The organism is Burkholderia sp. BCC0405, assembly GCF_902833075.1.
Lineage (GTDB): Bacteria > Pseudomonadota > Gammaproteobacteria > Burkholderiales > Burkholderiaceae > Burkholderia.
In genome coordinates this window covers 163227-187984 of the sequence record NZ_CADFEO010000001.1, presented here as the reverse complement: position 1 = coordinate 187984, position 24758 = coordinate 163227, and the positions used below count along the sequence as shown (strand labels likewise).

Sequence of the window (24758 nt, the reverse complement as noted above, 5' to 3'; positions counted from 1 at the left end):
ATTTCGACAGAGGTGCCATGGGCGTACATGTCCCGTCGTCTCCCGATCCTGCCGCACGGCCGCGCACGCAGCAGGTCTCCCGCGCCGTGCTGTATGCGGCGCTGCTGGTCATCGCGCTGTGGGTGATCCGCGATTTCATTCCCGCCATCGCGTGGGCCTGCGTGATCGCCATCGCGATGTGGCCGATGCTGAAGCGCGTCGAATCGCACCGGCTGTTCCGCAATCGCCCGACGCTCATCGCGCTCGTCATCACGGCGGCGATCTCGTTGCTGGTCGTGCTGCCGGTGGCTGTTGCGGCAACCCAGGCGATCGGGCAGGCGCATGACCTGCGCGAGTGGCTGCGCACGATCCAGGACAACGGCATCCCGGTGCCCGACGTGGTCGGCCGGCTGCCTTACGGCGCGGCGCAGGTCACCGAATGGTGGCAGGCCAACCTCGGCCATCCGCTGCATGCGGCCAGCGCGATGCATGGCGTCAACGGCGAAAAATTCCTCGCGTTCGGGCGGCAGTTCGGCACGAAGCTCGCGCACGGGCTGCTCGAATTCGGCTTCATGCTCGTCACGCTGTTCGTGATCCTGCGCGCCGGCCACAAGCTGTCGGGGGCGTTGCTGCAGGGCGCGCGGCGTGCGTTCGGGCGCAGCGGCGCGGCGCTGATCGAGCGGATGGTCTCGGCCGTGTTCGGCACGGTGACGGGGCTCGTCGTCGTCGGGCTCGGCGAGGGCGCGCTGCTCGGCATCGCGTATGCGCTGGCCGGCGTCCCGCATGCGGCGCTGCTCGGCCTCGTCACGGCGATCGCCGCGATGCTGCCGTTCTGCGCGCCCGTCGTGTTCTGCGGGGCGGCGCTCTGGCTGTTCGTGCAGGGCGCGACCGTGTGGGCCGTCGTGGTGGCGGTGCTCGGGTTCGTCGTCGTGTTCGTCGCCGAGCACTTCGTGCGGCCGGTGCTGATCGGCAGTTCCGCGCGGCTGCCGTTCCTGCTCGTGCTGTTCGGCATCCTCGGCGGCGCCGAGACGTTCGGCCTGATCGGGCTGTTCGTCGGCCCCGCGCTGATGACGGTGCTGACGATGCTGTGGGCCGAATGGATTGCATGACGATGTGCGCCGAGGCGGCGTGACGCGGCGGTACGGTTGCGCGTTCGAGCGTGCATCGGCCGCCGCGACGGGCGACGATCCGGCTGGTGCCGAGGCAGGCAATGCAGGGATCCGGATAAAGTTCTCTACATTTCTTTTCGATCCGGACCCAAAGGTCTAGTAGCATGGGGCTTTCGATCGCGCCGGCGCGGCGCAGCAGATTTTCCCAAGCATGCGATTGATTCCGATGGCCCGTCCCGCAGCCACGCTGTCCCTGGCCGCCAGTTGCCTGATGTTGCACGGCTGCGCGTGGTTCGACGCGTGGCTGCCGTTCTCGTATTCGCGTACGCCGCTCGCGAGAGCCGCGTCGCGACATGGCGCGACGCGCGCCGATGTCGTCCGCGCCGGCGGCAATCCGCGCAGCGTATGGATGGTCCGCAACGGCAGCGGCGTCTGCTACAACTATTTCATCGAGCACGGCAACGATCACCGCGAATATTTCGTCGTGTTCGACAAGGCCGGCGTCGTCACGCAACACGGCTTCGATTCCTGCATGAGCGCCGATCGCAAGGGCACGCTCCGGCCGGACAAGGCCGCGTCGCGCTAGCGCGGCGGCCTTGTTCGTTCGCCGTCACGCGATCGTGTCGACCACGCCGCCGTCCACCCGCAATGCCGCGCCCGTCGTCGCCGAAGCGAGCGGCGAGCACACGTAGACCACCAGGTTCGCGACTTCCTCGGGCGTCGCGGGCCGCTGGATGATCGAGCTCGAGCGGTGGTTGCGCACGAAATCCACGGCCACGTCCTCGACGCTGCGGCCGGTTTCGTCGGCCGTTTCCTTCAGCAGCGCCCGCACGCCGTCCGACATCGTCGGCCCCGGCAGCACCGAGTTGACGGTGACGCGGGTGCCGGCCGCGAGTTTCGCGAGCCCGCGTGCGATCGACAGCTGCGCGGTTTTCGTGAATCCGTAATGAATCATGTCGACCGGGATGTTCAGGCCGGATTCCGACGAAATGAACACGATGCGCCCGGCATTGCGTTCGATCATCCCCTTCAGGTAATGCCGCGCGAGGCGCACGCCGGACATCACGTTGGTCTGGAAGTAATGCTCCCATTCGGCGTCGTCGATGTCGAAGAACGCCTTCAGGCCGTAGATGCCCGCGTTGTTGACGAGGATGTCGGCCGCGGGCGTGTGCTGCACGATGCGCGCAGCGCCGGCGGCATCGGACAGGTCGGCCGCGACGCCGTCGAAGTTCGCATCGGGGACGGCGGCGCGCAGGTGCGCGAGCGCGGACTGCACCGATGCATCGCTGCGGCCGTTGACGACGACGCGCGCGCCGGCGCGCGCGAGCCCTTCGGCGATTGCGAGCCCGATACCGGCGGTGGAGGCGGTGACGACCGCGGTCTTGCCTTTCAGATCGATATGCATGTGCGTGACGGGGGAGGAGTGAACGGGATCTGCCGCGGGTGCGGCGGCGGACAGCATTCAAAGCTTAGGCGAAACGGCGCGATCCGGCGTCGAAGCCGCCGATCCGGTTGCGCGGCGCCGCACAGTCTTGTACGGTGAGCGCTCGCCGTCCGAACCGGGAGCCCGCTGCGTGAGCCGTACCGCCAACCGATCCGTCGTTCCGTCGCCGTTCTGGCGCGATGCCGCGCTGCCGTTCATCGAGGCGCGCACCGTCGACGACGGCCGCGCGATCTGCTATGCGAAGCACACGCACGACACGTTTTCGGTGGGGGCGATCGTCGGCGGCACGAGCACCTACGTGAACGGCGCGACGAACGAGCACGTCGGGCGCGGCGTGCTCGTGATCATCGATCCGGAACAGGTGCACGCGTGCAATCCGTATGGCCCCGACGCATGGGCGTACCGGATGGTCTATGTCGACGTGCCGTGGCTCGCGCGGCTTCAGCATTCGCTGGGCCACGATTCAAGCAGCGATTTTCGCGGCTTTTCGGCGAAGTTGACGGAGCGCCGCGACCTGTTCGCGCAATTTGGCGGCTTCTACCGCACGCTCGTCGCACCCGGCATCGATCCGCTCGGCAAGGAGAGCGCGGCGGTCGAGTTCTTCACGGCGCTGCACGGCGCGCTCGATCGGGAACTGCCCGGCCCGCGCGCCGGGGACGACAACGCCCGGCTCGCGCGCGCGGCCGACTACATCGCCGCCCATTGCCGCGAGGGCGTCACGCTCGATGCGATCTGTGCGGCGGCCGATCTGTCGCCGTCGTACCTGATCCGAGCGTTCAACGCCCGCTACGGGATGACGCCGCATGCCTTCCTGATCGATCGCCGCGTGCAGTACGGCCGCACGGAGCTGCGCCGTGGGCGGCCAATCGCCGAAGTCGCGCTGGACGCGGGCTTTGCCGACCAGGCGCATTTCCAGCGCGCGTTCCGGCGGATCGCGGCCGCGACGCCCGGCCAGTACCGCAGCGCGACGAGCTGAACGGCGCGCGCTACACGTCGAGCAGGAACAGTGCGCTGCCCGCGAGCAGCAGCGCCATCAGCCGGTTGAACACGCGCATGTGCCGCGCGTTCGCCAGCCGGTGCCGCAGCGACGCGCCCGCATACGACCAGCACGCGATCGACGCAAAACAGATCACCAGATACAGCGCGGCGAACTGCCAGACCTGCGTGCGGTCGCCATCGGCCGCATAGGCGCCCATCGCGGCCACGCACGCGAGCCAGGCCTTCGGATTCAGCCACTGCATCGCCGCGCCGGCCGCCGCCGACGGGCCGGCCACGTCCGGGTCCGCGGACAGCCGGCCGTCATCGAGCGCGAGCCGCAACGCCATGTACAGCAGGAACGCGATTCCCGACCACTGCGTGGCGGTCGTCAGCACGGGCCAGCGCGCGAGCGCCGCGTGCAGCCCGAGGCCGATCAGCAGGAACAGCGCGACGAAGCCGAGCGTCGCGCCGGCCGCATAGCGCAGGCTCGCGCCGAGGCCGTGCCGTGCGCCGGCACTGAGCGCGACGATGTTGACCGGACCAGGGGTGATCGACGAGGCGAGCGCGAACGCGGCCATCGAAACCAGCATGCTCATTGGATGTCTCCATGCGAAATGTCGAAAGTCGCATCGAGACTACGGGAGCCGCGCGGGCCGGTATTGAAGAAAACTGCCCTCGGCGGGCAGCTGCCGTCAGTGCAATGCGCGCGGCGCGTGCGCCGGCCGCGCATCGCGCGCGTCGGCCGGGTGCAGCGGTGGGGCTGCGCAGAGTTGCGTCGACACCGAGAACCCGAACGTGTTGATGCCGCCCGAGCAGGCGACGAAGACGCTGCCGCCGTGCATCTCGGCGACGGCCTTGACGATCGACAGCCCGAGCCCGTGGTTCTCCTTGCTGTTCACGCGGGCTTCCTCGAGCCGGTAGAAGCGCTCGAACACGTGCGAGCGCCGTGCGGGATCGATCGGCTCACCCGGGTTCGCGACGGACACTTCGACGAGCGTGTCGCGGCGCACGATCGCCACGCTGACCGTCGCGCCGGGCGCCGAATGCTGGATCGCGTTGATCAGCAGGTTCGTCATCGCGCGGCGGAACAGCGACGGATCGACGGCCGCGCGCGCATCGCCGTGCAGCTCGGCGCGCAACTGCGCCTCGTCGAGCGGGATTTCGAGGAAGTCGAGCATGCGCCGCACCTCGTCGGCGAGCGACACGTCCTTCAGGTCGGTCGCACGTTCGCCGCGGTCGCTGCGAGACAGGAACAGCATGTCGTTGATGATCACGCGCAGCCGCTCGAATTCCTCGAGGTTCGACTGCAGCGTCTGCTGCATCCGGTCGACCGTGCGGTCGCGGCTGGTCAGCGCGACCTGGGTCTGGCCGATCAGGATGCTGATCGGCGTGCGCAGTTCGTGCGCGACGTCCGCGTTGAACGCCTCGAGCCGCGCGTAGGTTTGCTGGATGCGGTCGAGCGCACCGTTGAACGATGTGGCGAGATCGCGCAGCTCGGCCGGCAACGCGTCGGTCTGCAGCCGCTGGCGGCGGTTCGCGAGGCTGATCGCCGATGCGTCCTGCGATAGCCGGTCGAGCGGCGCGAGCCCGAAGCGGGCCACCGCGCGGCTCAGCAGCAGCGTAATGATCGTCGCGATCGTGATCAGCCCGGCGAGCGTCCAGCCGAAGTGGCGCAGCATCCGCTGCGTGCGCTCGCACGAGCTGGCGACGACCAGCTTCAGCGTCGGCCGCTCGCCGCTGCCGGCCACCGTGACGGTCTTCGTCATCACGTCGTAGGTGCTGTGGTTCAGCGCGTAGCGCTGGAACGCGCCGAACGGCGCGCCGACGGGTACGCCGTCGACGGGCGTGCCGAAGCGGAAGTCCGGATTCGCGCTGTCGACCTGGTAGCGCGTCGAGCCGTCGGGCGGTTCGAGATCGGCGAGTTTTTCCTGCATGAGCCGCCCGCGCGCGGCCGTGGTCGCATGCGACACGATCATCTCGGCGACCTTGGCGCGCGTGTCGAGCGTCGCGCGCAGCTCGGCGAACAGCTGGCGCTCCATCATCACGAACAGCCCGCAGCCCACCAGCGTGAACACGAGCAGCGACACGATGCCGAACATCGCCGAGAGCCGCCGGACGATCGAGCGTTTCATGCGGGCCTCTCGGTGTCGCCGTCCTCGCGCGCCTCGAGCACGTAGCCCATGCCGCGGATCGTGTGCAGCAGCTTGTCCGCGAACGGGCCGTCGAGTTTCGCGCGCAGGCGCTTGATCGCCGTCTCGACGACGTTCGCGTTGCTGTCGAAGTTCACGTCCCACACGAGTTCGGCGATGGTCGTCTTCGACAACACTTCGCCGCTGCGCCGCGCGAGCACGCCGAGCAGCTGGAATTCCTGCGCGGTCAGGTCGAGGCGCGTGCCGTCGCGCGTGGCGCGGCGGCCGATCAGGTCGACGCGCAGGTCGCCGATCGAGATCAGCGTCGATTCCTGCACGCGAGCGCGGCGCGTCAGCGCGCGCAGCCGCTCGATCAGCTCGAGGAACGAGAACGGCTTGGTGAGGTAATCGTCGGCGCCGCCGCGCAGCCCGCGCACGCGGTCATCGACGCGGTCGCGCGCGGTCAGCATGATGACGGGCGTCTGCTTCTGCGCACGCAACGCGCGCAGCACGCCGAAGCCGTCCAGCTTCGGCAGCATCACGTCGAGCACGACCACGTCGTACTCGAATTCGACGGCTTTCCACGCGCCGTCCTCGCCGTCGAGCGCGGTGTCGACGACCCAGCCTTCCTCGGTCAGGCCGCTCTTCAGGTATTCGACGACTTTCGGTTCGTCTTCGACGATCAGGACTTTCATGTTCGAATCCGTTGTCCGGGGAATCCGGTTAAGGGCTCGGGCGCGCCGGGGCCGCCGCGGCGACCTCGGCCGGCGCGGGGCCGCCCGCGGCATGGCCATCCCAGCCGCCGCCCAGCGCCTTCGCGAGAAACACGACGAGCGCCGCGCGCTGGCCCTGGATCTGCACGGCCTGCCGCTCGCTCGCCAGCAATTGCTGCTCGGCCGTCAGCACGTCGATGAACGGCGTCAGGCCGCCCGCGTAGCGATCCTGCGCGAGCGACACGAGCTTGCGCGCGTCGTCGACGGCCGCGGCGGCCTGCCGCGCGGCGTCGGCGAGCACCGACAATCCCGTGACCGCATTCTGCACCTCCTGGAAGGCGGTGAGCACGGCCTGCCGGTAGCTGGCCTGCGCGGCGACGTAACCGGCCTGCGCGAAATCGACGCCGGCCTTCAGCTTGCCGCCTTCGAACAGCGGCTGGCTGAGCGACCCGCCGACCGACCACAGCAGCGCCGGCACGGTGAACAGGCCCGCAAAGCGCGTCGCGTCCCAGCCGATATCGGGCGACAGCATGATGCGCGGGAAATAGGCGGCGCGCGCGACGCCGATCTGCGCATTCGCGGCGGCCATCGCGCGTTCGGCCGACGCGACGTCGGGGCGCCGCTGCAGCACGTCGCTCGGCAGGCCGGTCGGCAGCGCCGGCGCGTTGATCGGCACGACGCGCGGCGCGATCGAGAAGGCGGGGGCCGGCGTGCCGACCAGCGTCGCGATCGCGGTTTCGACCTGCACGCGCTGCTGGAGCAGCAACTGCGCCTGCGTGCGCGTCGCGTCGAGCTGCGCGCGCTGCTGCAGCAGGTCGAGGCCCGACACCGCGCCGAGGTCGTGGCGCGCGCTCACGTAGTCGAGCGCCTTCTGCTGCAAGTCGATCGAGCGCCTGACGACGTCGATCTCGGTATCGAATTCGCGCAGCGCGAAATAGCTGGACGCGAGATCGGCGGTCAGCACCAGGCGCGCGTTCGCGAAATCGTCGCGGGCCTGCTCGGTGGTCGCCTGCGCGGACTCGACGCTGCGCCGCACGCGGCCGAACAGGTCGAGTTCGTAGCTGACGCTCGCGCCGACCTGGATGTCGTTCTGCACGGTCGACGCGTTCGGCGTCGCGTAGTTGGTCTGCGGCCGGTCGGCCGAGATCTTGAAGCGCTGGCCGCTCGCGTTCAGGCCGACGGCCGGATACTGCGCCGAGGCGACCGACGCGAGCGTCGCCTTCGCTTGGTCGTAGCGCGCGGCGACGGCCTTCAGGTTCTGGTTGTTGCGCAGTGCTTCGGTTTCCAGCGCATCGAGCTGCGGATCGCCGAATGCGGTCCACCATGCCGGATCGAGCGGCGCGCGGGCTGGCGCGGCCGGATGCCAGTAGGAATCCGCCGGGTCGAGCCGCCACGCGGCCGGCGTGTCGACGTCGGGCCGCTTGTAATCGGGGCCGACCGTACAGCCGGCGACGGCCGCCGCGAGCGCAACGGCGGTGGCGGAGACGGCGGCAGGCCGCCGGCGGAGGCGCATCGCGATCACGACTTCGCCTCCGCGGCGCCGGATGCCGGTTTCGCGGCCGGCGCCGCGACGATCACCGGGTCGCCGTTGGCGAGCGCGTCGCTCGGGTTCGTGACGAGGCGGTCGTTCGGCGTGAGCGGGCCGTCGACTTCGAGCGTCTGCCCTATCGTGCGCACGACCGTCACCTGTTTCAGGCGCACCTGGCCATTCGCGTCGACGGTCGCGACCGTCGGGCCTTCGGCGCGGAACAGCAACGTATTGGCCGGCACCTGCAGGCGGCCGACCGGCGTCATCGGTAGCGTGGCCTGCACATACGCGCCGGGCAGCAACCTGCCGTCCGGGTTCGGCAGCGTGATCTCGATCTGCAGCGAGCGCGTCGCGACGTCGATCGCCTCCGACGTGCGCGTGATCGTCCCGTCGAAGGTCCGGCCCGGCAGCTCGGCCTGCGCGACGCTCACGTGCTGGCCGACCTTGACCTGCTGTGCATACGCCTGCGGCACCTGCACGTAGAGGCGCAGCCGGTCGGCCTGCACGACCGTGAACAGCGAGCGGCCGGCGTTGCCGGAGCTGACGAGATCGCCCACGTCGACGTTGCGCTGCGTGACGATCCCGTCGATCGGCGCGACGATCCGCTGGAAGCCTTTCAGCTCGGTGAGGCGGCGCATGTTCGCATCGGCCGCGGCGAGGTTCGCGGTGCCCTGGTTGAACGCGCCTTGCCGGTCGTCGAGCTCCTGCTGCGAGACGGCATCGCGCTGGCGCAACTGCTGCGCACGGTCGAACGATGTCTTCGCGAGCGCGAGTGCGGCTTGCGCCTGCTGGCGCTGTGCGGTGGCCTGCGCGAGTTCCTGGTTCAGCTCGGGCGTGTCGAGTTCGGCGAGCAATTGCCCCTGCTTCACGTGCGCGCCGATGTCGGCCTGCCAGCGCAGCACGTAGCCGCTCGCGCGGGCATAGATCGGCGCCTCGACGAAGCCGCGCAGCGTGCCGGGCAGCGTCAGTTTGCCGCCGGTGGCCGCATCGACCGGATGCGCGACGCTCACGTACTGGCGCGTGTTCTGCTCGGCAACCGCGTCGAGCCGGTTGCGGTTCAGCACGTTGACGACCACCGTGCGCGCGGCGCCGGCGGCCAGCAGCACGCCGATCGCGATCAGGACGATCTTCCCGCGTCGCGACACCGACGTGCGCGTCGGCAGGTGCATGCCGCGTTCGTCCACCTGGATGCCGACGGAGCTGTGATGTTTCTCTTCCATGAATTCAACCAAATCAACCGGGTAGTGGGACGAAAGTCAGTGTCCGGCCTGGCGCGCACGCCGGCGGGCCAGCCGCGCATGCACGCCGCCGAACACGAGCGGCACGAACAGCAAGGTCGAAACGGTCGCGAACAGCAGGCCGCCGATCACCGCGCGGCCGAGCGGCGCATTCTGCTCGGCGCCTTCGCCGAGACCGAGCGCCATCGGCACCATCCCGATGATCATCGCGAGCGCCGTCATCAGCACCGGCCGGATCCGCGTCGCGCCTGCTTCCAGCGCGGCCGTGAGCGGCGGCGCGCCGGCCTCGAGGCGCTGCCGCGCGAACGACACGACCAGGATGCTGTTCGCGGTCGCGACACCCACCGTCATGATCGCGCCCGTCAGTGCCGGCACGCTCAGGTGCGTGCCGGTGATGAACAGCATCCAGACGATGCCGGCGAGCGCGGCCGGCATCGCGCTGACGATGATCAGCGGGTCGAGCCACGACTGGAAATTGACGACGATCAGCAGGTAGACGAGCACGATCGCCATCGCGACGCCCGCGCCGAGGCCGAGATACGACGTACGCATCGTCTCGATCTGGCCGCGCATCGTCAGCTCGGTGCCGCGCGGCAGCGTCGCGCGCGCGTCGGACACGATGCGGTCGATCTCGCCCGCGACCGCGCCGAGGTCGCGGCCTTCGACGCTGACGTACACGTCGATCGCCGGGCGGATGTTGTAGTGCGTGATCACGGCCGGGTTCGCGGTGCTGCGCACCTGCACGAGGTTGCCGAGCAGTTGCAGCGGCGCGCCCGCGCGGCCGCTCGCCGAGATCGGCGTGCCGAGCAGGTCGTCGACCGACGAGATGCTGTATTGCGGGGTCTGGATCTGCAGCGGGTACTGGACACCGGTGCGCGGGTTGATCCAGAACGACGGCGTCGTCTGCGAACTGCCGGACAGCGAGATCAGCATGTTCTGCGCGACGTTCTGCGCGGAGAGGTTGAGCTGCTGCATGCGCGTACGGTCCATGTCGGCCAGCAGGGTCGGCTCGTCGTTGCGTTGCAGCACGTGCACGTCGACGGCGCCGGGGATTTGCCTGAACTTTTTCATCAGGCTGCTCGCGATAGTCATGTTACTCGCGAGATCGTTGCCGAGCACCTGCAGGTCGATCGCGGCCGGTTGGCCGAAGTTGAGGATCTGCGTGATGATGTCCGACGGCTGGAAGAAGAACTCGACGCCCGGGAAACGTTCGGGCAGCACCGTGCGCAGCGCCTGCACGTAGTGCTGGGTCGCGCGGTGGCCGGGCTTCAGCGCGATCAGCAGCTCGCCGTCGAGCGTGCCGATCGTGCCGGCGTTGCTGTACGACAGGTTGATGCCGCTCGCCGGCAGGCCGAGGTTGTCGACGATCGCGCCGAGTTCGTCGGGCGGCACGGTTTCGCGGATCACGCGCTCGACCTGGTCGGCGAGGCGCGCGGTTTCCTCGATCCGGTAGCCGGTCGGCGCGCGCATGTGCAGCCGGATGTTGCCCGAATCGGCATTCGGGAAGAAATCGCGGCCGAGCACGAACACGAGGCCCGTCGACAGCACGCAGAAGCCGAGGAAGCACATCGCGTAGAAGCGGCGGCGCACCAGCAGGATGCTGAGCAGCACGATGTACCACGCGCGCAGCCGCTCGAACGCATCGTTGAACGCGTGATGGAGGCGTGCGAAGCGCGACGTCGAATGGTCGGGGCCGGTGCTCGCCTGCTGCGGGCGGAACAGCAGCATCGCGAGCGTCGGCACCAGCGTGCGTGACAGCACGTACGACGCGAGCATCGCGAACACGACGGCTTCCGCGAGCGGCACGAACAGGTAGCGCGCGACGCCCGTCAGGAAGAACATCGGCACGAACACGATGCAGATGCACAGCGTCGACACGAACGCGGGCACCGCGATTTCGCCCGCGCCTTCAAGAATCGCGTCGTGCAGGTTCGTACCGAGATGCAGGTGCCGCTCGATGTTCTCGATCGTGACGGTTGCATCGTCCACCAGAATCCCGACCGCGAGCGCGAGCCCGCCGAGCGTCATGATGTTGATGGTTTCGCCGAGCGCGGAGAGCACGATCAGCGACGTGAAGATCGACAGCGGGATCGAGATCGCGATGATCAGCGTGCTGCGCCAGTTGCCGAGGAACAGCAGGATCATCATCGCGGTCAGCACGGCGGCGATCAGCGCCTCGTGGATCACGCCCTGGACGGCCGCGTTGACGAACACCGACTGGTCGAACAGCGGCGTGATCGTGAGCCCTTCGGGCAGCGTCGGGATCACCTTCGGCAGCAGCGCCTTCAGGTCCGACACGACCTTGAGCGTCGACGCATCGCCGCTTTTCAGGATCGAGATGAGCACGCCGCGCTGGCCGTTCTGGCGCACGACGTTGGTCTGCGGCGCGAAGCCGTCGCGGACCGACGCCACCTCGCGCAGGTAGGTCGTCGCGCCGTTGACGGTCTGGATCGGCAGGTTGTTGATGTCGGCGATGGTGTCGGCCGACGCGTTCGTGTCGATCCGGTATTCGGTCTGGCCCATCTTCGCGGTGCCGGTCGGCAGCACGAGGTTCTGCGCGTTCACCGCGTTGACGATGTCGGCGGGCGTGAGCCCCTTCGCGAGCAGCGCCTGCGGATCGAGGTCGATCGCGACCACGCGTGTGCGGCCGCCGTACGGGAACGGAATCTGCACGCCCGGCACCGTGATCAGCTGCGGGCGCAGGAAGTTGAGCGCGATGTCGGCGAGAGACTGTTCGCTGAGCGTCTTGCTCGACAGCCCGAGCTGGATCACCGGAATGCTCGACGCCGAGTAGGTGATCACGAGCGGCGGCGTCGCGCCCTGCGGCATCTGCCGCACGATCGCCTGCGCGGACGAGACCGTCTGCGCGATCGCCGTCTGCACGTTGGCGCCCGGTTGCAGGAACACTTTCACGACCGCGATGCCGGGCAGTGACGTCGATTCGACGTGCTGGATGTTGTTGACGGTCGTCGTCAGGATCCGCTCATGCACGGACGTGATGCGGTTCGTCATCTCGGTCGCGGAGAAGCCGCTGTAATTCCAGATGACGCTGATCACGGGAATGTTGATCGCGGGCAGCACGTCGACCGGCGTGCGCATCAGCGCAAGCGGGGTGGCCAGCACGATCATGATGGCCATGACGATGAACGTGTAGGGGCGCCTGAGCGCGAGATTGACGATCCACATGGAGGCGGCGGGACAGGCGGTGGTCAGGCGTGGGTAAATGGAACCCGAATGATAGGCGTCGGCGTGGAACGGGGTACTGTCGCGAAACTGGCGAAATTGTCAGTTTGGGGCGCGGCGGCCGATTGCCGATTCGGCAGAGGAAACGCAGCGCGGCGCGACGGCCGGAAAACGGCCGCGATACCGGACGGGCGAGCGGCGTCGGCGGCGATTCCGTTCATCGGTCCGCGCTCAGATCTGCTCGATCCCGACGCGCGCGAGCGCACCGAGATCGACGACGTCGATCTGGTTGTACGCGAGCCGCAGCGCGCCGAGCTTCTCGAGCTGCTGCAGCGCCTGGTTGATCCGCTGCCGCGATACGCCGACGAGCATCCCCAGTTCCTCTTGCGAGATCGACAGCGACGGGCCGGTGTCCGGGTACAGGTCCGGGTTGAAAAGCTGCGCGAGCGACTGCGCGACGCGTGCGTCGACGTCCAGCAGCCGGCTGTTCTGGATCGACGCGATGAATTCGCCCATCCGGTTGTTCAACTGGTGGATCACGAAGCGCGTGAACGGCAGGCTCGTGTCGAGCAGCGCATGGAACGTGTCGGCCGGCACGAACAGCACGGTCGAGCGCTGGATCGCGACGACCTCGTACTTGCGCAGCTCGCGCTTGATCACGCTGCCTTCGCCGAACCAGCCGCCCGACGGCACGCCGGAGAACGTGCAGCCGCGCCCCGACGCATTGAAGATGGCGAGCTTCAGCAGCCCGCGGTGCACGCCGATCCAGTATTCGGACGGCGCAAGCCGATGGGCGATCACGTCGCCGGCCTCGCACTGCTCGACGTGCGACTGCGCGAGCACGAGCGCCTGGTGCTCGGGCGCGAGCGTGCGGAACCACGCGCACTGGCCGAACAGTGTGGCGAGCGCCGGCAGCCGGCCCGGTTCGGGAAGGGCATCGGCCGGGTCGGCGGGCGCGTCGGGCGGTGCAGCGAGTGGGTCGTGCATGGGTGCGGGTTTGCGAGGTTAGGGATAACGCGCAGCGCGTGAAGGGCACTCTGTCGTTTCGATGACAGACGGCTCACAATAGCGCCCGTTAGGCTGTCGGCAATTGAACCACATCAAGACGATCCGGGGTGGATAGGCCCCGGTCGACAGGACACGGGAGACAGGATCATGACGCAGATGTTCGAGGCCGGACTCGGCCGCCGCGACGCGAATTACGTGCCGCTCACCCCGATCGACTTCCTGGTCAGGACGGCCGAAGTCTACGGCGAGCGCCTCGCGATCGTGCACGGCGACGTGCGGCGCACCTGGGGCGAGACCTGCACGCGCGCGAAGCAACTGGCGAGCGCGCTCGCGCGGCTCGGCGTCGAACGCGGCGACACGGTCGCGGCGATGCTGCCGAACATCCCGGCGATGGTCGAGGCGCACTTCGGCGTGCCGATGGCCGGCGCCGTGCTGAACACGATCAACACGCGGCTCGACGTGTCGTCGGTGCTGTTCATGCTGCGTCATGGCGAGGCGAAGGTGCTGATCGTCGACACCGAATACGCCGAATTCGCCCATCGCGCGGCGCTCGAGGTGCCGGGCCTGAAGATCGTCAGCGTGGCCGACGCGATGCCGGCCGATCCCGCGCGCTTCGCGGGCGCGACCGACTACGAGGCGCTCGTCGCAAGCGGCGATGCCGACTACGCATGGACGCCGCCCGCCGACGAATGGGATGCGATCGCGCTGAACTACACGTCCGGCACGACCGGCGACCCGAAGGGCGTGGTCTACCACCATCGCGGCGCGTATCTCGCGGCGATCAGCAACCTCCTCGAATGGGACATGCCGAAGCATGCCGTCTACCTGTGGACGCTGCCGATGTTCCACTGCAACGGCTGGTGTTTCCCGTGGGCCGTCGCGGCGCGCGCGGGCGTGAACGTCTGCCTGCGCAAGTTCGACGCGAAAACGGTGTTCGACCTGATCCGCCGCGAACGCATCACGCACTATTGCGGCGCGCCGATCGTACAGAGCGCGATCGCGAACGCGCCGGCCGAATTCCGCGAAGGGATCGACCACACGGTGCACGCGATGGTCGCGGGCGCGGCGCCCGCGCCGGCCGTGATCGCGAAGATGAAGGAAATCGGCTTCGACTTGCTGCACGTGTACGGGCTGACCGAGGTCTACGGCCCGGCGACGGTGTGCGCGAAGCAGTCGCGTTGGGAGGCGTTGGGCGACGAGGAGCGCGCGCGGCTCAATGCGCGCCAGGGCGTGCGCTATCACCTGGAAGCGGGCGCGACGGTGCTCGATCCCGACACGATGGCGCCGGTGCCGGCCGACGGCGAGACGCTCGGCGAGATCATGTTCCGCGGCAACATCTGCATGAAGGGCTACCTGAAGAACCCGAAGGCGACCGACGAGGCGTTTCACGGCGGGTGGTTCCATACCGGCGATCTCGCCGTGCTGATGCCGGACGGCTATATCCGGATCAAGGATCGCAAGAAGGACATCATCATCTCGGGCGGCGAGAACATCTCGAGCATCGAGGTCGAGGATGCGCTGTACCGGCACCCGGCGGTGGCGGTCGCGGCCGTCGTCGCGATGCCCGACCCGAAGTGGGGCGAGGTGCCGTGCGCGTTCGTCGAGCTGCGCGAAGGCGCGAGCGCGACCGAGGAGGAGATCGTCGCGCATTGCAAGGCGCTGCTCGCGGGCTTCAAGGTGCCGAAGGCCGTGCGGTTCGGCGAGCTGCCGAAGACATCGACCGGGAAGATCCAGAAGTTCCAGCTGCGCAACGCGGTGGGATCGGACAAGGCGATCGACCTGGCGGGCGGCGACAAGAAGTAGGCGATGCGCCGGCCGTAGCCGGCCATCCGTTCTCCGTCACGCATTCCGTTCGAGCCGGAACACGCTGACCGCGTCCGACAGGTGCGCGGCCTGGTCGCGCAGCGCGACGGCCGCGCGTTCGGCGCCCGAGATCAGCAACGCGTTCTGCTGGGTCGCGTCGCCGATCTGCGTGACGGCCAGGTTCACTTGCTCGATGCCGGTCGATTGTTCGCGCGACGCGGCGCTGATCTCGCCGATCAGCGTGCGGACCTGGTCGACTCGCGCGACGATGTCGCGCATCGTGCCGCGTGCGGCCTCCGCGATCCGGTAACCCTGCTCGACGGTCGTCGACGATTCGGCGCTCAGCGCGTCGATCTCCTTGACCGCGGCCGCGCTGCGCTGCGCGAGCGCGCGCACTTCGGCCGCGACCACCGCGAAGCCCTTGCCGTGTTCGCCGGCACGGGCGGCCTCGACGGCCGCATTCAGCGCCAGGATGTTGGTCTGGAACGCGATGCCTTCGATCGCGCCCGTGATCTCGGCGATCCGGCGGGTCGCGCGGCCGATGTCGTCCATCGTCGCGACCACGCGCTGCACCGCGGCGTCGCCGTTCGTCGCGGCGGCCGATGCGTCCGCGACCAGCGCGTTGGCTTGCGCCGCGTGCTCGGCGCTCTGCTGCACGGCGGCGGTGATCTGTTCCATGCTGGCTGCCGTCTGTTCGACGCTGCTCGCTTGCGTCGCGATCCGAGCGGCGATGTCGCCGCTGCCGGCCGCGATGTCGACCGTGCCGCGCGCGATGTCGGCGGAGCTGTTGCGCACCTGCGCGACGATCCGCGCGAGGCCGTCGCCGATCCCGTCGACCGCCTGCACGAGCCGGCCGATCTCGTCGTCGCCCGGCTTGCCGCGCGTGGCCGCGCCATCACGGATGCGCACGCTGAGATCGCCCGCCGCATAGCGCTCGGAGGCCCGTGCCGCCGCATCGAGCGGCCGGCTCACGACGCGGCGCACCACGATGACGAACAGCGTCGCGAACGCCGCCACGAGCACGGCGCCGATCATCAGGAAGCGGTTGCGGGTGGCGCGCATGGTGGCCAGCAGTTCGTCGTCGAGCGCGATGCCGCCGACGAGCCACTGCCACTGCGGAATCGTCGTGAACGACACGAATTTTGCGGTCGGCCCGCCGTCGTGCGCGGCCGGGTCGGTCGACGTGTACGCGAGCCGCCCCTGGCCGGCCGCGAGCATCTGTGCGTACGGCGCGCGGGTCTCGTCGGCAGGCTGGCCGTCGGCATCCGGATGCACGACGAAGGTGCCGCGCGACGGGCCCTGTGATGCGTCGAGCACGAAGTAGTAGCCGTTGTCGCCGATCTTCAGCGACCGGATGCCGTCCTCGACGAGCTTGAGCTCCGCGCCGATGTCGAGGCCGACGAACAGCGCGCCGATCACGCGGCCGGTCGCATCGGTCACCGGCTTGTACTGCGTGATGTACGGCCGGCCGAACAGCTTCGCGAGGCCCGTGTAGCTGCGTCCGGCGACGAGCGGTGCGTACGCGGGGCCGGCACGGTCGAGCCTGGTGCCGACGGCGCGTGCGCCGTCCTGCTTCTTCAGCGACGTCGTGATGCGCACGAAATCGTCGCCGTCGCGCGCGAAGATCGTCGCGATCGCACCGCTTTTCTTCAGGAACTGGTCGGGTATCGAATAGTCGAGGTCGAGCGGCTGGCCGCCCGCGGACAGGGTTGGCGCGGCGACGCCGCCGATGTCGACGGTGCGCGCCGGGTCGAGCGTGAAATCAGGCGGCAGGAAGCTCGCGAACAGCGACATCGAGCGGTTGGCTTCGGCCGACAGCGCCTTGTCGAACAGGTCGACCATCCCGCGGATCGACTGTTCCTTGTCGACGATCCGCATGTGCGCTTCTTCAGCCAGCTGCTGGCCGGCGAAATGCGCGAGCGTCCACGCGAAAACGGTAAACAGCAGGGCGACGAGCGCGCACGCAAGCGCCGCAAGACGCGCGCCGACGCTCACCCGGCCCAATTGAGTCAATCTCATGCGACATCCTGAGTGGGGAGGGAGAGGAGGCGGAACGCACGCGTCACCGCTAGTTGCCCGGTTAATACGGCAACTTCGGCGAAATCTTTAGCGGCGCGTCGTCGATGGCGGTGCCGGCAGGTGCGGCCTTCGCGCGGGGCTGCGGCGAGAAGCGGGTGTCAATGCGTCATGAGCCACGCGACGGCCAGATAACGGCCGACTTTCGCGATCGTCACGATGGCGAGGAAGGTCGGCAGCGGCTCGCGCAGCACGCCCGCGATCATCGTCAGCGGATCGCCGATCACGGGCGCCCAGCTCAGCAGCAGCGACCAGCGGCCGTAGCGTGCATACCAGCGCTCGGCGCGCGCCAGTGCGGCGGGCTTGACGGGAAACCAGCGGCGCTCGCGGAAGTGCTCGATGCCGCGCCCGAGCGCCCAGTTGATCACGGAGCCGGCGACGTTGCCGATGCTCGCGACGAGCACCAGCGCCCACACGGGTTCGCGCCCGGCGAGCAGCAGGCCGGCGAGCACGGCTTCGGACTGGAGCGGCAACAGGGTCGCGGCGACCATCGACACGGCGAACAGGCCGCCGTAAGTGAGCAATTCGGACATCGCGCGATTGTAGCGGGCGCGTGCCGGCCGAACTTGGGCGCAGGGTCACACGGTCATGCGGCGTCGGCCGTGCCGAACAGCAGGTGCGAGATCACCGACTTGTCGACGGGTTCGTCGTTGAGCGTGCTGGCCAGCAGTTCGCCGGCGAGCTGCTGCGGCGAGAACACCATGTCGGGTTTCAGCAGGCGCAGCCGTTCGAGGTTGCGCTGGTGGTTCACGAGCGCAACGGTGCGAACCGTTGCTGCGATCTCGCGGATCGCGAGGATGATGAAGGCGTTCTCGGCGTCGTCGGAGCGCAGCGCGAGCACCGCACGCGCGGTTGCCGCGCCGGCGCTTTCCAGTACCGCGTGGTCGGTCGCATCGCCGACGATCAGGTCGGTCGTTGCCGGATAGTTGTGCTCGACGCCGGCCGGCACGACGACGGTCACCGCGTAGCCGCGCTTGCGCAGCCCGTCGTGCACCGCATGCGCGACGGGTGTCGCGCCGACGATCAGGTAATGATGCTTGCGGATCACGTTCGAAATGCCTCCCTTGACGATCCGTTTCAGATTGCCGCCGATCACGGGGCCGACGACCGCGCTGATCGACGTCGCGAACACCGTGATGCCGAGCACGATCACCGACGCGGTGAACAGGCGCGCGGTCGGCGCGTGCGGAACGATGTCGCCGTAACCCACCGTCGACATCGATACGATCGAGAAATAGACGGCCGTGGCGAGATCGTGGACGGGCGGCGTGAATTGGTCGCCGAGATACAGCACGCCGAAGGTTGCGTAGATCAGCAGCGACACGATGCTCAGCAACGCGAACAGGCTGCTCGCGGCAACGCTCGCGCGGTCGAAGTGCCGCCAGTAGTACAGCAGCGCGACGGCCAGCACGGCCGTGTAGACGAACACGGCGTGGCTGCGATAGCCGCCGAGCACGCTGATCGCGGCCGCCGCGACCAGCAGCAGGATCGACAGCACCCACGCGACGCGGGCGCGCAGCACGATGCCGATGGCCATCGTCGCGAGGCCGGCCGCAACGACCACTTGCGGCAACACGACGAGCCCGGCGTTGTCGACGAGGTTCAGCGCATCGGCGAGCCACGCATGATGCACGCCGAGCTTTGCATGCTCGACGACGGGGCGCAGCACCATGAGCGCGTCGAGCGCGAGGAGGAGAGCGAGATACCAGTGCAGGCCGATCGGCGCGAACACGCGCCGCAGGCGGGTAGTGAGGGGCTTCATCCAGTCGCCCGGCTGGCCGGGCATGTCCAACGAAACAGCCGCTACCCTAAAGCATTCGGCGATCGGCTGCTTTTTCGAGGGGCCTTGATGGTGGCCGCGAGGAAGCCGCCGCCCGGCCGTTCAGTTCCAGCCGGCCATGATCGCGCCCATCCCGACGAGCAGCCCGCCCGTCACGCGGTTCATCGCGCGCATCCGCGCGGGCCGCTGCAGCGCGCGGCTCAGCCGGTGCGAGAACAGCGCCATCGACGCGACGCCGCCCGCGAACAGCACCGCGAACGTCGCCGCGAGCAGCAGGTACTGCTGGTTCAGGCTCCAGTCGGCGCTCGGGCTGATGAATTGCGGAAAGAACGACGGGAAGAACAGCAGCGTCTTCGGATTCAGGCCGGAGGTCGCCAGGCCGCGCCAGAACAGCGCGCGATGCGAGTCGGTCTCGGGTGTTGCCGCTCCGGTCGCCGCAACCGCCGCGGGGGAGCCGGCGGGCGTTGCCGCCGGCGCACGGCTGAGCCATTGCTTGCAGCCGAGCCAGACGAGGTAGGCCGCGCCGGCCCAGCGCAGCACGGTCAGCGCGCGCTCGTCGAGATGCACGAGCGAATTCAGGCACAGCGCGGTCAGCGCGAGTTGCAGCAGCACGGCGAGCGTACCGCCCCAGACGCACGGCAGCGCGCGGCGCCAGCCGGCGCGTAGCGCCTGGTTCATGGTGAGGAGGTTGACGGGGCCGGGAGCGTAGACGAGAACGGCGGAAGCAGCGAGAAACGAGAGGTAAAGCCTGAACGACATGACGGGTAGCGCGGGAACAGGAACATGGGCGCCGATGCCGCGCGGCCGGATAGGCGCGCGGGCGGCGGGGAGTTGCATGCCTGCTGGCCGGCGCCGCAACTCGTGATTGCGGCCGTGCGTCCCGGTGCGAAGGGTGTCGCGTGGAGCGTGCCGGACAGCAGGCATGGGTAAAAATATATCAAGGGGCCGGAAAAAGGCTTCCGCTTTTCCACACAAACCGACACAAATCCGGAATGTCGTTCAGATAGAATTACGTTTTTCAGGAGAAGATTCTTTTCGCCATGGCCACACGTGAACGCTCACCGAAAACGCTCGACAGCCAGGATCGCAAAATCCTTGGTGCACTGCAGAAAAATGCGCGTCTGTCGAACGCCGAACTGGCCGAACAGATCGGCATGTCGACCACCGCGTGCTGGAACCGCACGCGGCAGCTCGAGATGGACGGCTACATCGACGGTTACGTCGCGCTCGTCAATCAGCGGAAGCTGGGCTACGCGGACATCGTGATCCTTGAAGTCACGCTCGATCGTCACGAGGACGACGCGCTCGCGCGCTTCGGCGAGGAACTCGCCGCACTGCCCGAGGTGCTCGAGGCCTATCTCGTATCGGGCGAGTACGACTACTGGATCAAGGTCGCGGTGGACGGCACGGCCGGCTACGAGCGTTTCCTGCGCGAGAAGCTGTACAAGATTTCGAGCATCCGTCACAGCCGCTCGATGTTCGCGCTGCGCTGCATGAAGGACGTGCCGTCGATTCAGGTGTGACGAGAATGGGGACGAGCATGCGGCCGTGGGTGAAACGACGGCGCATGGGGTTGCGCGTTTGCGCGGAGAAAGCCGGCAAGCGGGCGAGGGGGCAAGGCGGACGGCGCGATTCGGTACCTAAGCCGGCGACGCGGATGAATCTTCCGTCCGCGGCGATCCGGCGTACCCGCGCGCAGGCTGGATAACGGCAGCGGGCCAGGACAACCATCAGACAAAACCGCGCCGGCGCCGATCGGCGCCGGAATCGACTTTAAAGCAACTTCAGAGCGACTTCGACGCGCCCCTGATACGGAGCTGTTCGACAGGACTATCCGGCCCGTTTCCAGCGACTGGCCTTGCACGCCGTTGCCCGACGCAGCGGCCTCATGGCGCGCGTCCGGGCAAGCGGATCAGGCAAGACAACGTGCGGACGGCCTGCAGGCGGCCGGTCGTTCCGTTCAGCGCGGCAGGCGTGCGTGTGCTTCGGCGATAACTTCGCAGTTCTCGAGGTGGAGTGCCCATGCTTCTGCAATCAGCTCGCCCATACGTGCGAGCCAGCCAGCGGATTCGGTGGAACGGTCGGAGAGGTTAGACGTTTGCATGACGAAGCCCCGTATAGGTGGCGAGTTAGGGATAACCCTAATCATAGCGAAACACCTCCGCTTTGTGAAATGCGATTTCGTTATATGAGAATTACTGACAATTCATGTTGCGGTTTCGCAACATGAATATCGGCTGCCTGCGCGTGGCCCACCGGCGCGACAAGGCCGCGCCGGCACGGCCTCGCATGGGGCAACAGAGGGGATTCGGGCGGTGAGCGGCGATCGGTCGCGGCGGGCGGCGGCTTACCCGCCGATCCACCCGAACCGCCACGACAGCCGTCGCGTCGCGGCGAGCAGCGCCTGCGCGAGGTCGCTGTCCGGCCCGCGCGGGAAGCCGCGCGACGAGCCGATGATCGCGATCACGAGCCGGATGCTGCCGGTATGATCGAACACGGGCGCGGCGACTGTCCCGATGCCCGGCACCGGCGCGTCGAACGCGAAATCGAGTCCGGTCGCGCGGATCGTCGCGAGCCGAGCGCGGAACGCATCGTCGACCGGCGCGGCGGCGTTGCCCGCGAGGCGCACGGGTTCGTCCGCGAGCAGGTCGGCCAGCACGTCGTCGGACATGCCGGCCGCGAAGATCCGTCCGATCGCCGTATTGACGAGCGACATCACCGTGCCGACCTGCAGGCTCACGTGCTGCGGCCGCGCCGATTCCTCGAGTCGGATCACGGTCGGGCCGAGCGGCCCGAGCGTCGCGGCCGCGACGCTCATGTCGGTCGCGCCGGCCAGCGCGACGATCTCGGCTTCCGCGTCGCGCGTCGGCGACACGCGCTGCATCGCGATCAGGCCGAGCGCCTGCCCGAGCGGGCCGCCGCCGAAGCAGCCGGCGTCGTCGCGGCTCAGCAAGCCGATCTTCTGCAGGCTCACGAGATGCGGAAAGGCCTTCGCGGCCGGCATGCCGGCGGCCGCCGCGAGATCGCGCAGCGGCAGCGCGCGGCCCGCCGACACCAGCGCAAGCAGCAGCTCGCCGGTGCTGTCGAGCGCATGGATGCCGCGCTGCGCCTTCGCATCGTCCGCCAGGGCAGGCGGCACGCGCGGGGCGGCCGGGGCCGGGCCGGAAGCCGGCAGGGGGGCGTCGTGCGCCGCGCCGAGCAAGGCGGTGGCCTGCCGTGCCGCGTCGCGCAATGCCGCCGCGATCGGGCCGTCCCAATCGACGTCGATCGAGCCCGTCGAACCGATCACCGTCAACGCGAGCTGCAGCGCGCCCGTCGCGTCGAATACCGGCACGCACATCGCGCTGACGCCGGGGCTCGGCAGGTCGACGCCGCGCTCGATACCGCGTTCGCGGATTGCATCGAGTTCGGCCCGCGGCACGCCGGCGTCCGGCACGGGCTGCTCCGCGCCCGCGAGCGTGGCGCCCGCGCCGGCCTGGCTGGCCGCCATCGCGTCGAGTTGCGCGGGATCGCCGAACGCGCGGAACACGCGGCCGGTGGCCGTGGTGTCGAGCGACATCACCGAACCGACGTGCAGGTTCACATGCAGCGGATAGCCGCCGTGCTCGATGCGCACGATCGTCGGGCCGAGCACGCCCGGCACCGACAGCGCGACGCTCAGGCCGACCGCTTCCGCGAGTCGCGCCGCGTGCGGCAGCGCCGCGCGATAGGCCGGCTGGCGCTCGATCGACATCAGCCCGAGCCGCAGCGACAACGGCCCCGGCTCGTAATTGCCGGTGATCGCATCGCGCTTCACGAGCGCAAGCCGCGTCAGGCTGACGAGATAGGTGTGCGCCTGCGCGGTCGACAGGTCGGCCGCCGCGGCCAGCTCGGACAGGCCGAGTGGCTTGCGCCGGCGCGCGAGCGCGTCGAGCAGCCGGCCGCCGACCTCGACACTCTGGATCCCGCGCTGCGCCTTGGGCGGCGCGTCGTCTGCGCTGGCTTCGTGGTTCTGCACGCGATGAATCTTCCGTTGACGAAACCCCGCATGGTATCCGACGCCATTTATCGCGCCAGCCCGCAGGTTTACCCATATTGGACAATAACAAGCGCATTTGTCATTGACAAACATTCGACGCGGGAAGATGATCCGCTCACTCCCCTCAACACATGGCTCGCAGCCACGGAACGCAACATGGCCAAAGCATTCGCCTCCCAAGCCGATCTGGAAGAGAAGAAAGTCACCTGGACGAAGCTGTCCGAGAACGCCTACGCGTACACCGCCGAAGGCGACCCGAACTCGGGCGTGATCATCGGCGACGACAGCGTGCTGATCGTCGACACGACCGCGACGCCGGCGATGGCCCAGGACCTGATCGCGAAGATCCGCAGCGTGACCGACAAGCCGATCAAGCACGTCGTGCTGTCGCACTACCACGCGGTGCGCGTGCTCGGCGCGTCCGCGTATTTCGACGAAGGCGCGCAGCACGTGATCGCGAGCCGCGGCACCTACGAGATGATCGTCGAGCGCGGCGAGGCCGACATGAAGTCGGAGATCGAACGCTTCCCGCGCCTGTTCGCCGGTGTCGAGACGGTGCCGGGCCTGACCTGGCCGACGCTCGTGTTCGAGCGCGAGATCACGCTGTTCCTCGGCAAGCTCGAAGTGAAGATCATGCACGTCGGCTCGGGCCACACGAAGGGCGACACGATCGTCTGGATCCCGTCGCAGAAGGTGCTGTTCTCGGGCGACCTCGTCGAATACGACGCCGCGTGCTACTGCGGCGACGCCCAGCTCGAGCAATGGCCGGCCACGCTCGAGGCGCTGCGCGCGCTCGGCGCCGAGAAGCTCGTGCCGGGCCGCGGCCCCGCGCTGCTGAACCCGGCCGACGTGAACAAGGGCCTTGACTACACGAAGGATTTCGTCACGACGCTGCTCGCACAGGGCCGCAAGGCCGTCGAGCAGAAGCTCGACCTGAAGGCGTCGATGGCGCTCACCCGCGAAGCGATGGACCCGAAGTTCGGCCACGTGTTCATCTACGAGCACTGTCTGCCGTTCGACGTGTCGCGTGCGTTCGACGAAGCGAGCGGCATCACGCATCCGCGCATCTGGACGGCGCAGCGCGACAAGGAAATGTGGGCCGCGCTGCAGGATTGAGCGGCTTGCACAGGCGGGGTGTCCGACAGGGCGCTCCGCCTTTTTTCTGAAGCGGCGACTGGCCACGGCTTCCTGCCGCCTGTCCGTCCGCCGATCCGTTCTCACAAGAAAGCAGGGCGCACGTACGCCTCGGGAGACGGCTGCGCGCTCGAATCGCGCAGCCTGTTTGGAGAGAGACATGCCTCAATCGCTTCCCGCCGAAGCGACGCTCGCGCACGCGAGCGCTTCGGCTTCCGCCGCCACGAACGACGCGCTGCTGTTCCGCAAGATCGCGTGGCGGATCGTGCCGTTCCTGTTCCTCTGCTACATCGTGTCGATCCTCGATCGCAGCAATATCGGCTTCGCGCAGTTGCAGATGCGGCAGGACCTCGGCCTGACCGACGCGATGTACAGCCTCGGCGCGGTGCTGTTCTTCGTCGGCTACGTGCTGTTCGAGGTCACGAAGAATATTCCAAATATACCGGCGTGCGCCACGCCCTGTTGTGCGTCGCCCCGCGCCGCCCCGTCACTTTTACCGCCTGTCGACACGCTCGGAAGCGCTTGCCGATCGTGCACGACGTAACGAGTTGTTACGCGTGACTTGTTACGCCACTTGCATCGTTCCCAATTCGTCCTAGTCTGATTTTTTAGCGTGTCATCGTGCAGACAGTTTACTT

At 68.4% G+C, this 24758-nt stretch carries 19 protein-coding genes and 1 pseudogene; 7 read left to right on the top strand and 13 right to left on the bottom strand.

Annotated features, from left to right (window positions below):
* Window positions 1-17: 17 nt before the first annotated feature.
* Together HWX36_RS00885 and HWX36_RS00880 are read left to right on the top strand one after the other, a co-directional pair.
* Window positions 18-1088 (top strand): AI-2E family transporter, encoded by a 1071-nt coding sequence (locus HWX36_RS00885; protein WP_175950409.1) that lies wholly within the window; start codon window positions 18-20, stop codon window positions 1086-1088.
* Between the two features lie 211 nt (window positions 1089-1299).
* Entirely contained in the window at window positions 1300-1674 is a 375-nt protein-coding gene (locus HWX36_RS00880; RefSeq protein ID WP_175950408.1) for a hypothetical protein, read from the top strand.
* A 24-nt stretch (window positions 1675-1698) separates the two neighbouring features.
* On the opposite strand, the gene HWX36_RS00875 is transcribed toward HWX36_RS00880, so the two are convergent.
* Window positions 1699-2493: an SDR family NAD(P)-dependent oxidoreductase gene (locus HWX36_RS00875; protein WP_175950407.1), complete on the bottom strand. Its 795-nt coding sequence runs from the start codon at window positions 2491-2493 to the stop codon at window positions 1699-1701.
* A 169-nt stretch (window positions 2494-2662) separates the two neighbouring features.
* Here HWX36_RS00875 and HWX36_RS00870 point away from each other — a divergent pair, with 169 nt between their 5' ends.
* Complete coding sequence (locus HWX36_RS00870; protein WP_175950406.1) at window positions 2663-3508, top strand: AraC family transcriptional regulator; 846 nt, start codon at window positions 2663-2665, stop codon at window positions 3506-3508.
* A gap of 10 nt (window positions 3509-3518) precedes the next feature.
* Here the strand turns inward: HWX36_RS00870 and HWX36_RS00865 are convergent, their stop codons facing one another.
* The 7 genes from HWX36_RS00865 to HWX36_RS00835 all read right to left on the bottom strand — a co-directional run bounded on the left by HWX36_RS00865 (window position 3519) and on the right by HWX36_RS00835 (window position 13288).
* Window positions 3519-4106: a LysE family translocator gene (locus tag HWX36_RS00865; protein ID WP_089442578.1), complete on the bottom strand. Its 588-nt coding sequence runs from the start codon at window positions 4104-4106 to the stop codon at window positions 3519-3521.
* Between the two features lie 96 nt (window positions 4107-4202).
* Window positions 4203-5642, bottom strand: a complete 1440-nt coding sequence (locus HWX36_RS00860) for a heavy metal sensor histidine kinase (RefSeq protein WP_175950405.1) — start codon at window positions 5640-5642, stop codon at window positions 4203-4205.
* A complete protein-coding gene (locus HWX36_RS00855; RefSeq protein WP_175950404.1) occupies window positions 5639-6334 on the bottom strand; it encodes a heavy metal response regulator transcription factor in 696 nt (231 codons plus the stop codon). Before HWX36_RS00855 ends, HWX36_RS00860 begins: the two co-directional genes overlap by 4 nt.
* Before the next feature lie 28 nt (window positions 6335-6362).
* A complete protein-coding gene (locus tag HWX36_RS00850) occupies window positions 6363-7865 on the bottom strand; it encodes an efflux transporter outer membrane subunit (protein WP_175950797.1) in 1503 nt (500 codons plus the stop codon).
* A 5-nt stretch (window positions 7866-7870) separates the two neighbouring features.
* Window positions 7871-9100, bottom strand: coding sequence for an efflux RND transporter periplasmic adaptor subunit (locus tag HWX36_RS00845; RefSeq protein ID WP_175950403.1), 1230 nt, complete (start codon window positions 9098-9100; stop codon window positions 7871-7873).
* 36 nt (window positions 9101-9136) lie between these two features.
* Complete coding sequence (locus HWX36_RS00840) at window positions 9137-12304, bottom strand: efflux RND transporter permease subunit (RefSeq protein WP_175950402.1); 3168 nt, start codon at window positions 12302-12304, stop codon at window positions 9137-9139.
* 228 nt (window positions 12305-12532) lie between these two features.
* Window positions 12533-13288, bottom strand: a complete 756-nt coding sequence (locus HWX36_RS00835) for a Crp/Fnr family transcriptional regulator (RefSeq protein ID WP_175950401.1) — start codon at window positions 13286-13288, stop codon at window positions 12533-12535.
* A 168-nt stretch (window positions 13289-13456) separates the two neighbouring features.
* Between HWX36_RS00835 and HWX36_RS00830 the strand changes: the two genes are divergently transcribed.
* The gene (locus tag HWX36_RS00830) at window positions 13457-15112 is read left to right on the top strand and encodes an acyl-CoA synthetase (protein WP_175950400.1); all 1656 of its coding nucleotides are present in this window, start codon (window positions 13457-13459) and stop codon (window positions 15110-15112) included.
* Between the two features lie 36 nt (window positions 15113-15148).
* On the opposite strand, the gene HWX36_RS00825 is transcribed toward HWX36_RS00830, so the two are convergent.
* The 4 genes from HWX36_RS00825 to HWX36_RS00810 all read right to left on the bottom strand — a co-directional run bounded on the left by HWX36_RS00825 (window position 15149) and on the right by HWX36_RS00810 (window position 19727).
* Complete coding sequence (locus HWX36_RS00825; protein WP_175950399.1) at window positions 15149-17131, bottom strand: methyl-accepting chemotaxis protein; 1983 nt, start codon at window positions 17129-17131, stop codon at window positions 15149-15151.
* 158 nt (window positions 17132-17289) lie between these two features.
* Window positions 17290-17721 carry a YqaA family protein gene (locus tag HWX36_RS00820; RefSeq protein ID WP_175950398.1) on the bottom strand — a complete coding sequence of 144 codons (432 nt, stop codon included), beginning with the start codon at window positions 17719-17721 and terminating at the stop codon, window positions 17290-17292.
* A gap of 53 nt (window positions 17722-17774) precedes the next feature.
* Entirely contained in the window at window positions 17775-18950 is a 1176-nt protein-coding gene (gene kch, locus HWX36_RS00815) for a voltage-gated potassium channel protein (protein ID WP_175950397.1), read from the bottom strand.
* A gap of 120 nt (window positions 18951-19070) precedes the next feature.
* The gene (locus HWX36_RS00810) at window positions 19071-19727 is read right to left on the bottom strand and encodes a LysE family translocator (RefSeq protein ID WP_175950396.1); all 657 of its coding nucleotides are present in this window, start codon (window positions 19725-19727) and stop codon (window positions 19071-19073) included.
* Window positions 19728-20008: 281 nt separating this feature from the next.
* Here HWX36_RS00810 and HWX36_RS00805 point away from each other — a divergent pair, with 281 nt between their 5' ends.
* Entirely contained in the window at window positions 20009-20491 is a 483-nt protein-coding gene (locus HWX36_RS00805) for an Lrp/AsnC family transcriptional regulator (RefSeq protein ID WP_031402108.1), read from the top strand.
* 824 nt (window positions 20492-21315) lie between these two features.
* Here the strand turns inward: HWX36_RS00805 and HWX36_RS00800 are convergent.
* Window positions 21316-22965: an IclR family transcriptional regulator C-terminal domain-containing protein gene (locus tag HWX36_RS00800; RefSeq protein ID WP_175950395.1), complete on the bottom strand. Its 1650-nt coding sequence runs from the start codon at window positions 22963-22965 to the stop codon at window positions 21316-21318.
* Window positions 22966-23142: 177 nt separating this feature from the next.
* Here HWX36_RS00800 and HWX36_RS00795 point away from each other — a divergent pair, with 177 nt between their 5' ends.
* Together HWX36_RS00795 and HWX36_RS00790 are read left to right on the top strand one after the other, a co-directional pair.
* On the top strand, window positions 23143-24102 hold the full coding sequence (locus HWX36_RS00795) for an MBL fold metallo-hydrolase (protein WP_089427583.1): 960 nt from the start codon (window positions 23143-23145) through the stop codon (window positions 24100-24102).
* Between the two features lie 178 nt (window positions 24103-24280).
* Window positions 24281-24553 (top strand): annotated as a pseudogene (locus HWX36_RS00790) (MFS transporter); the annotation flags it as partial.
* Window positions 24554-24758 lie beyond the last annotated feature (205 nt).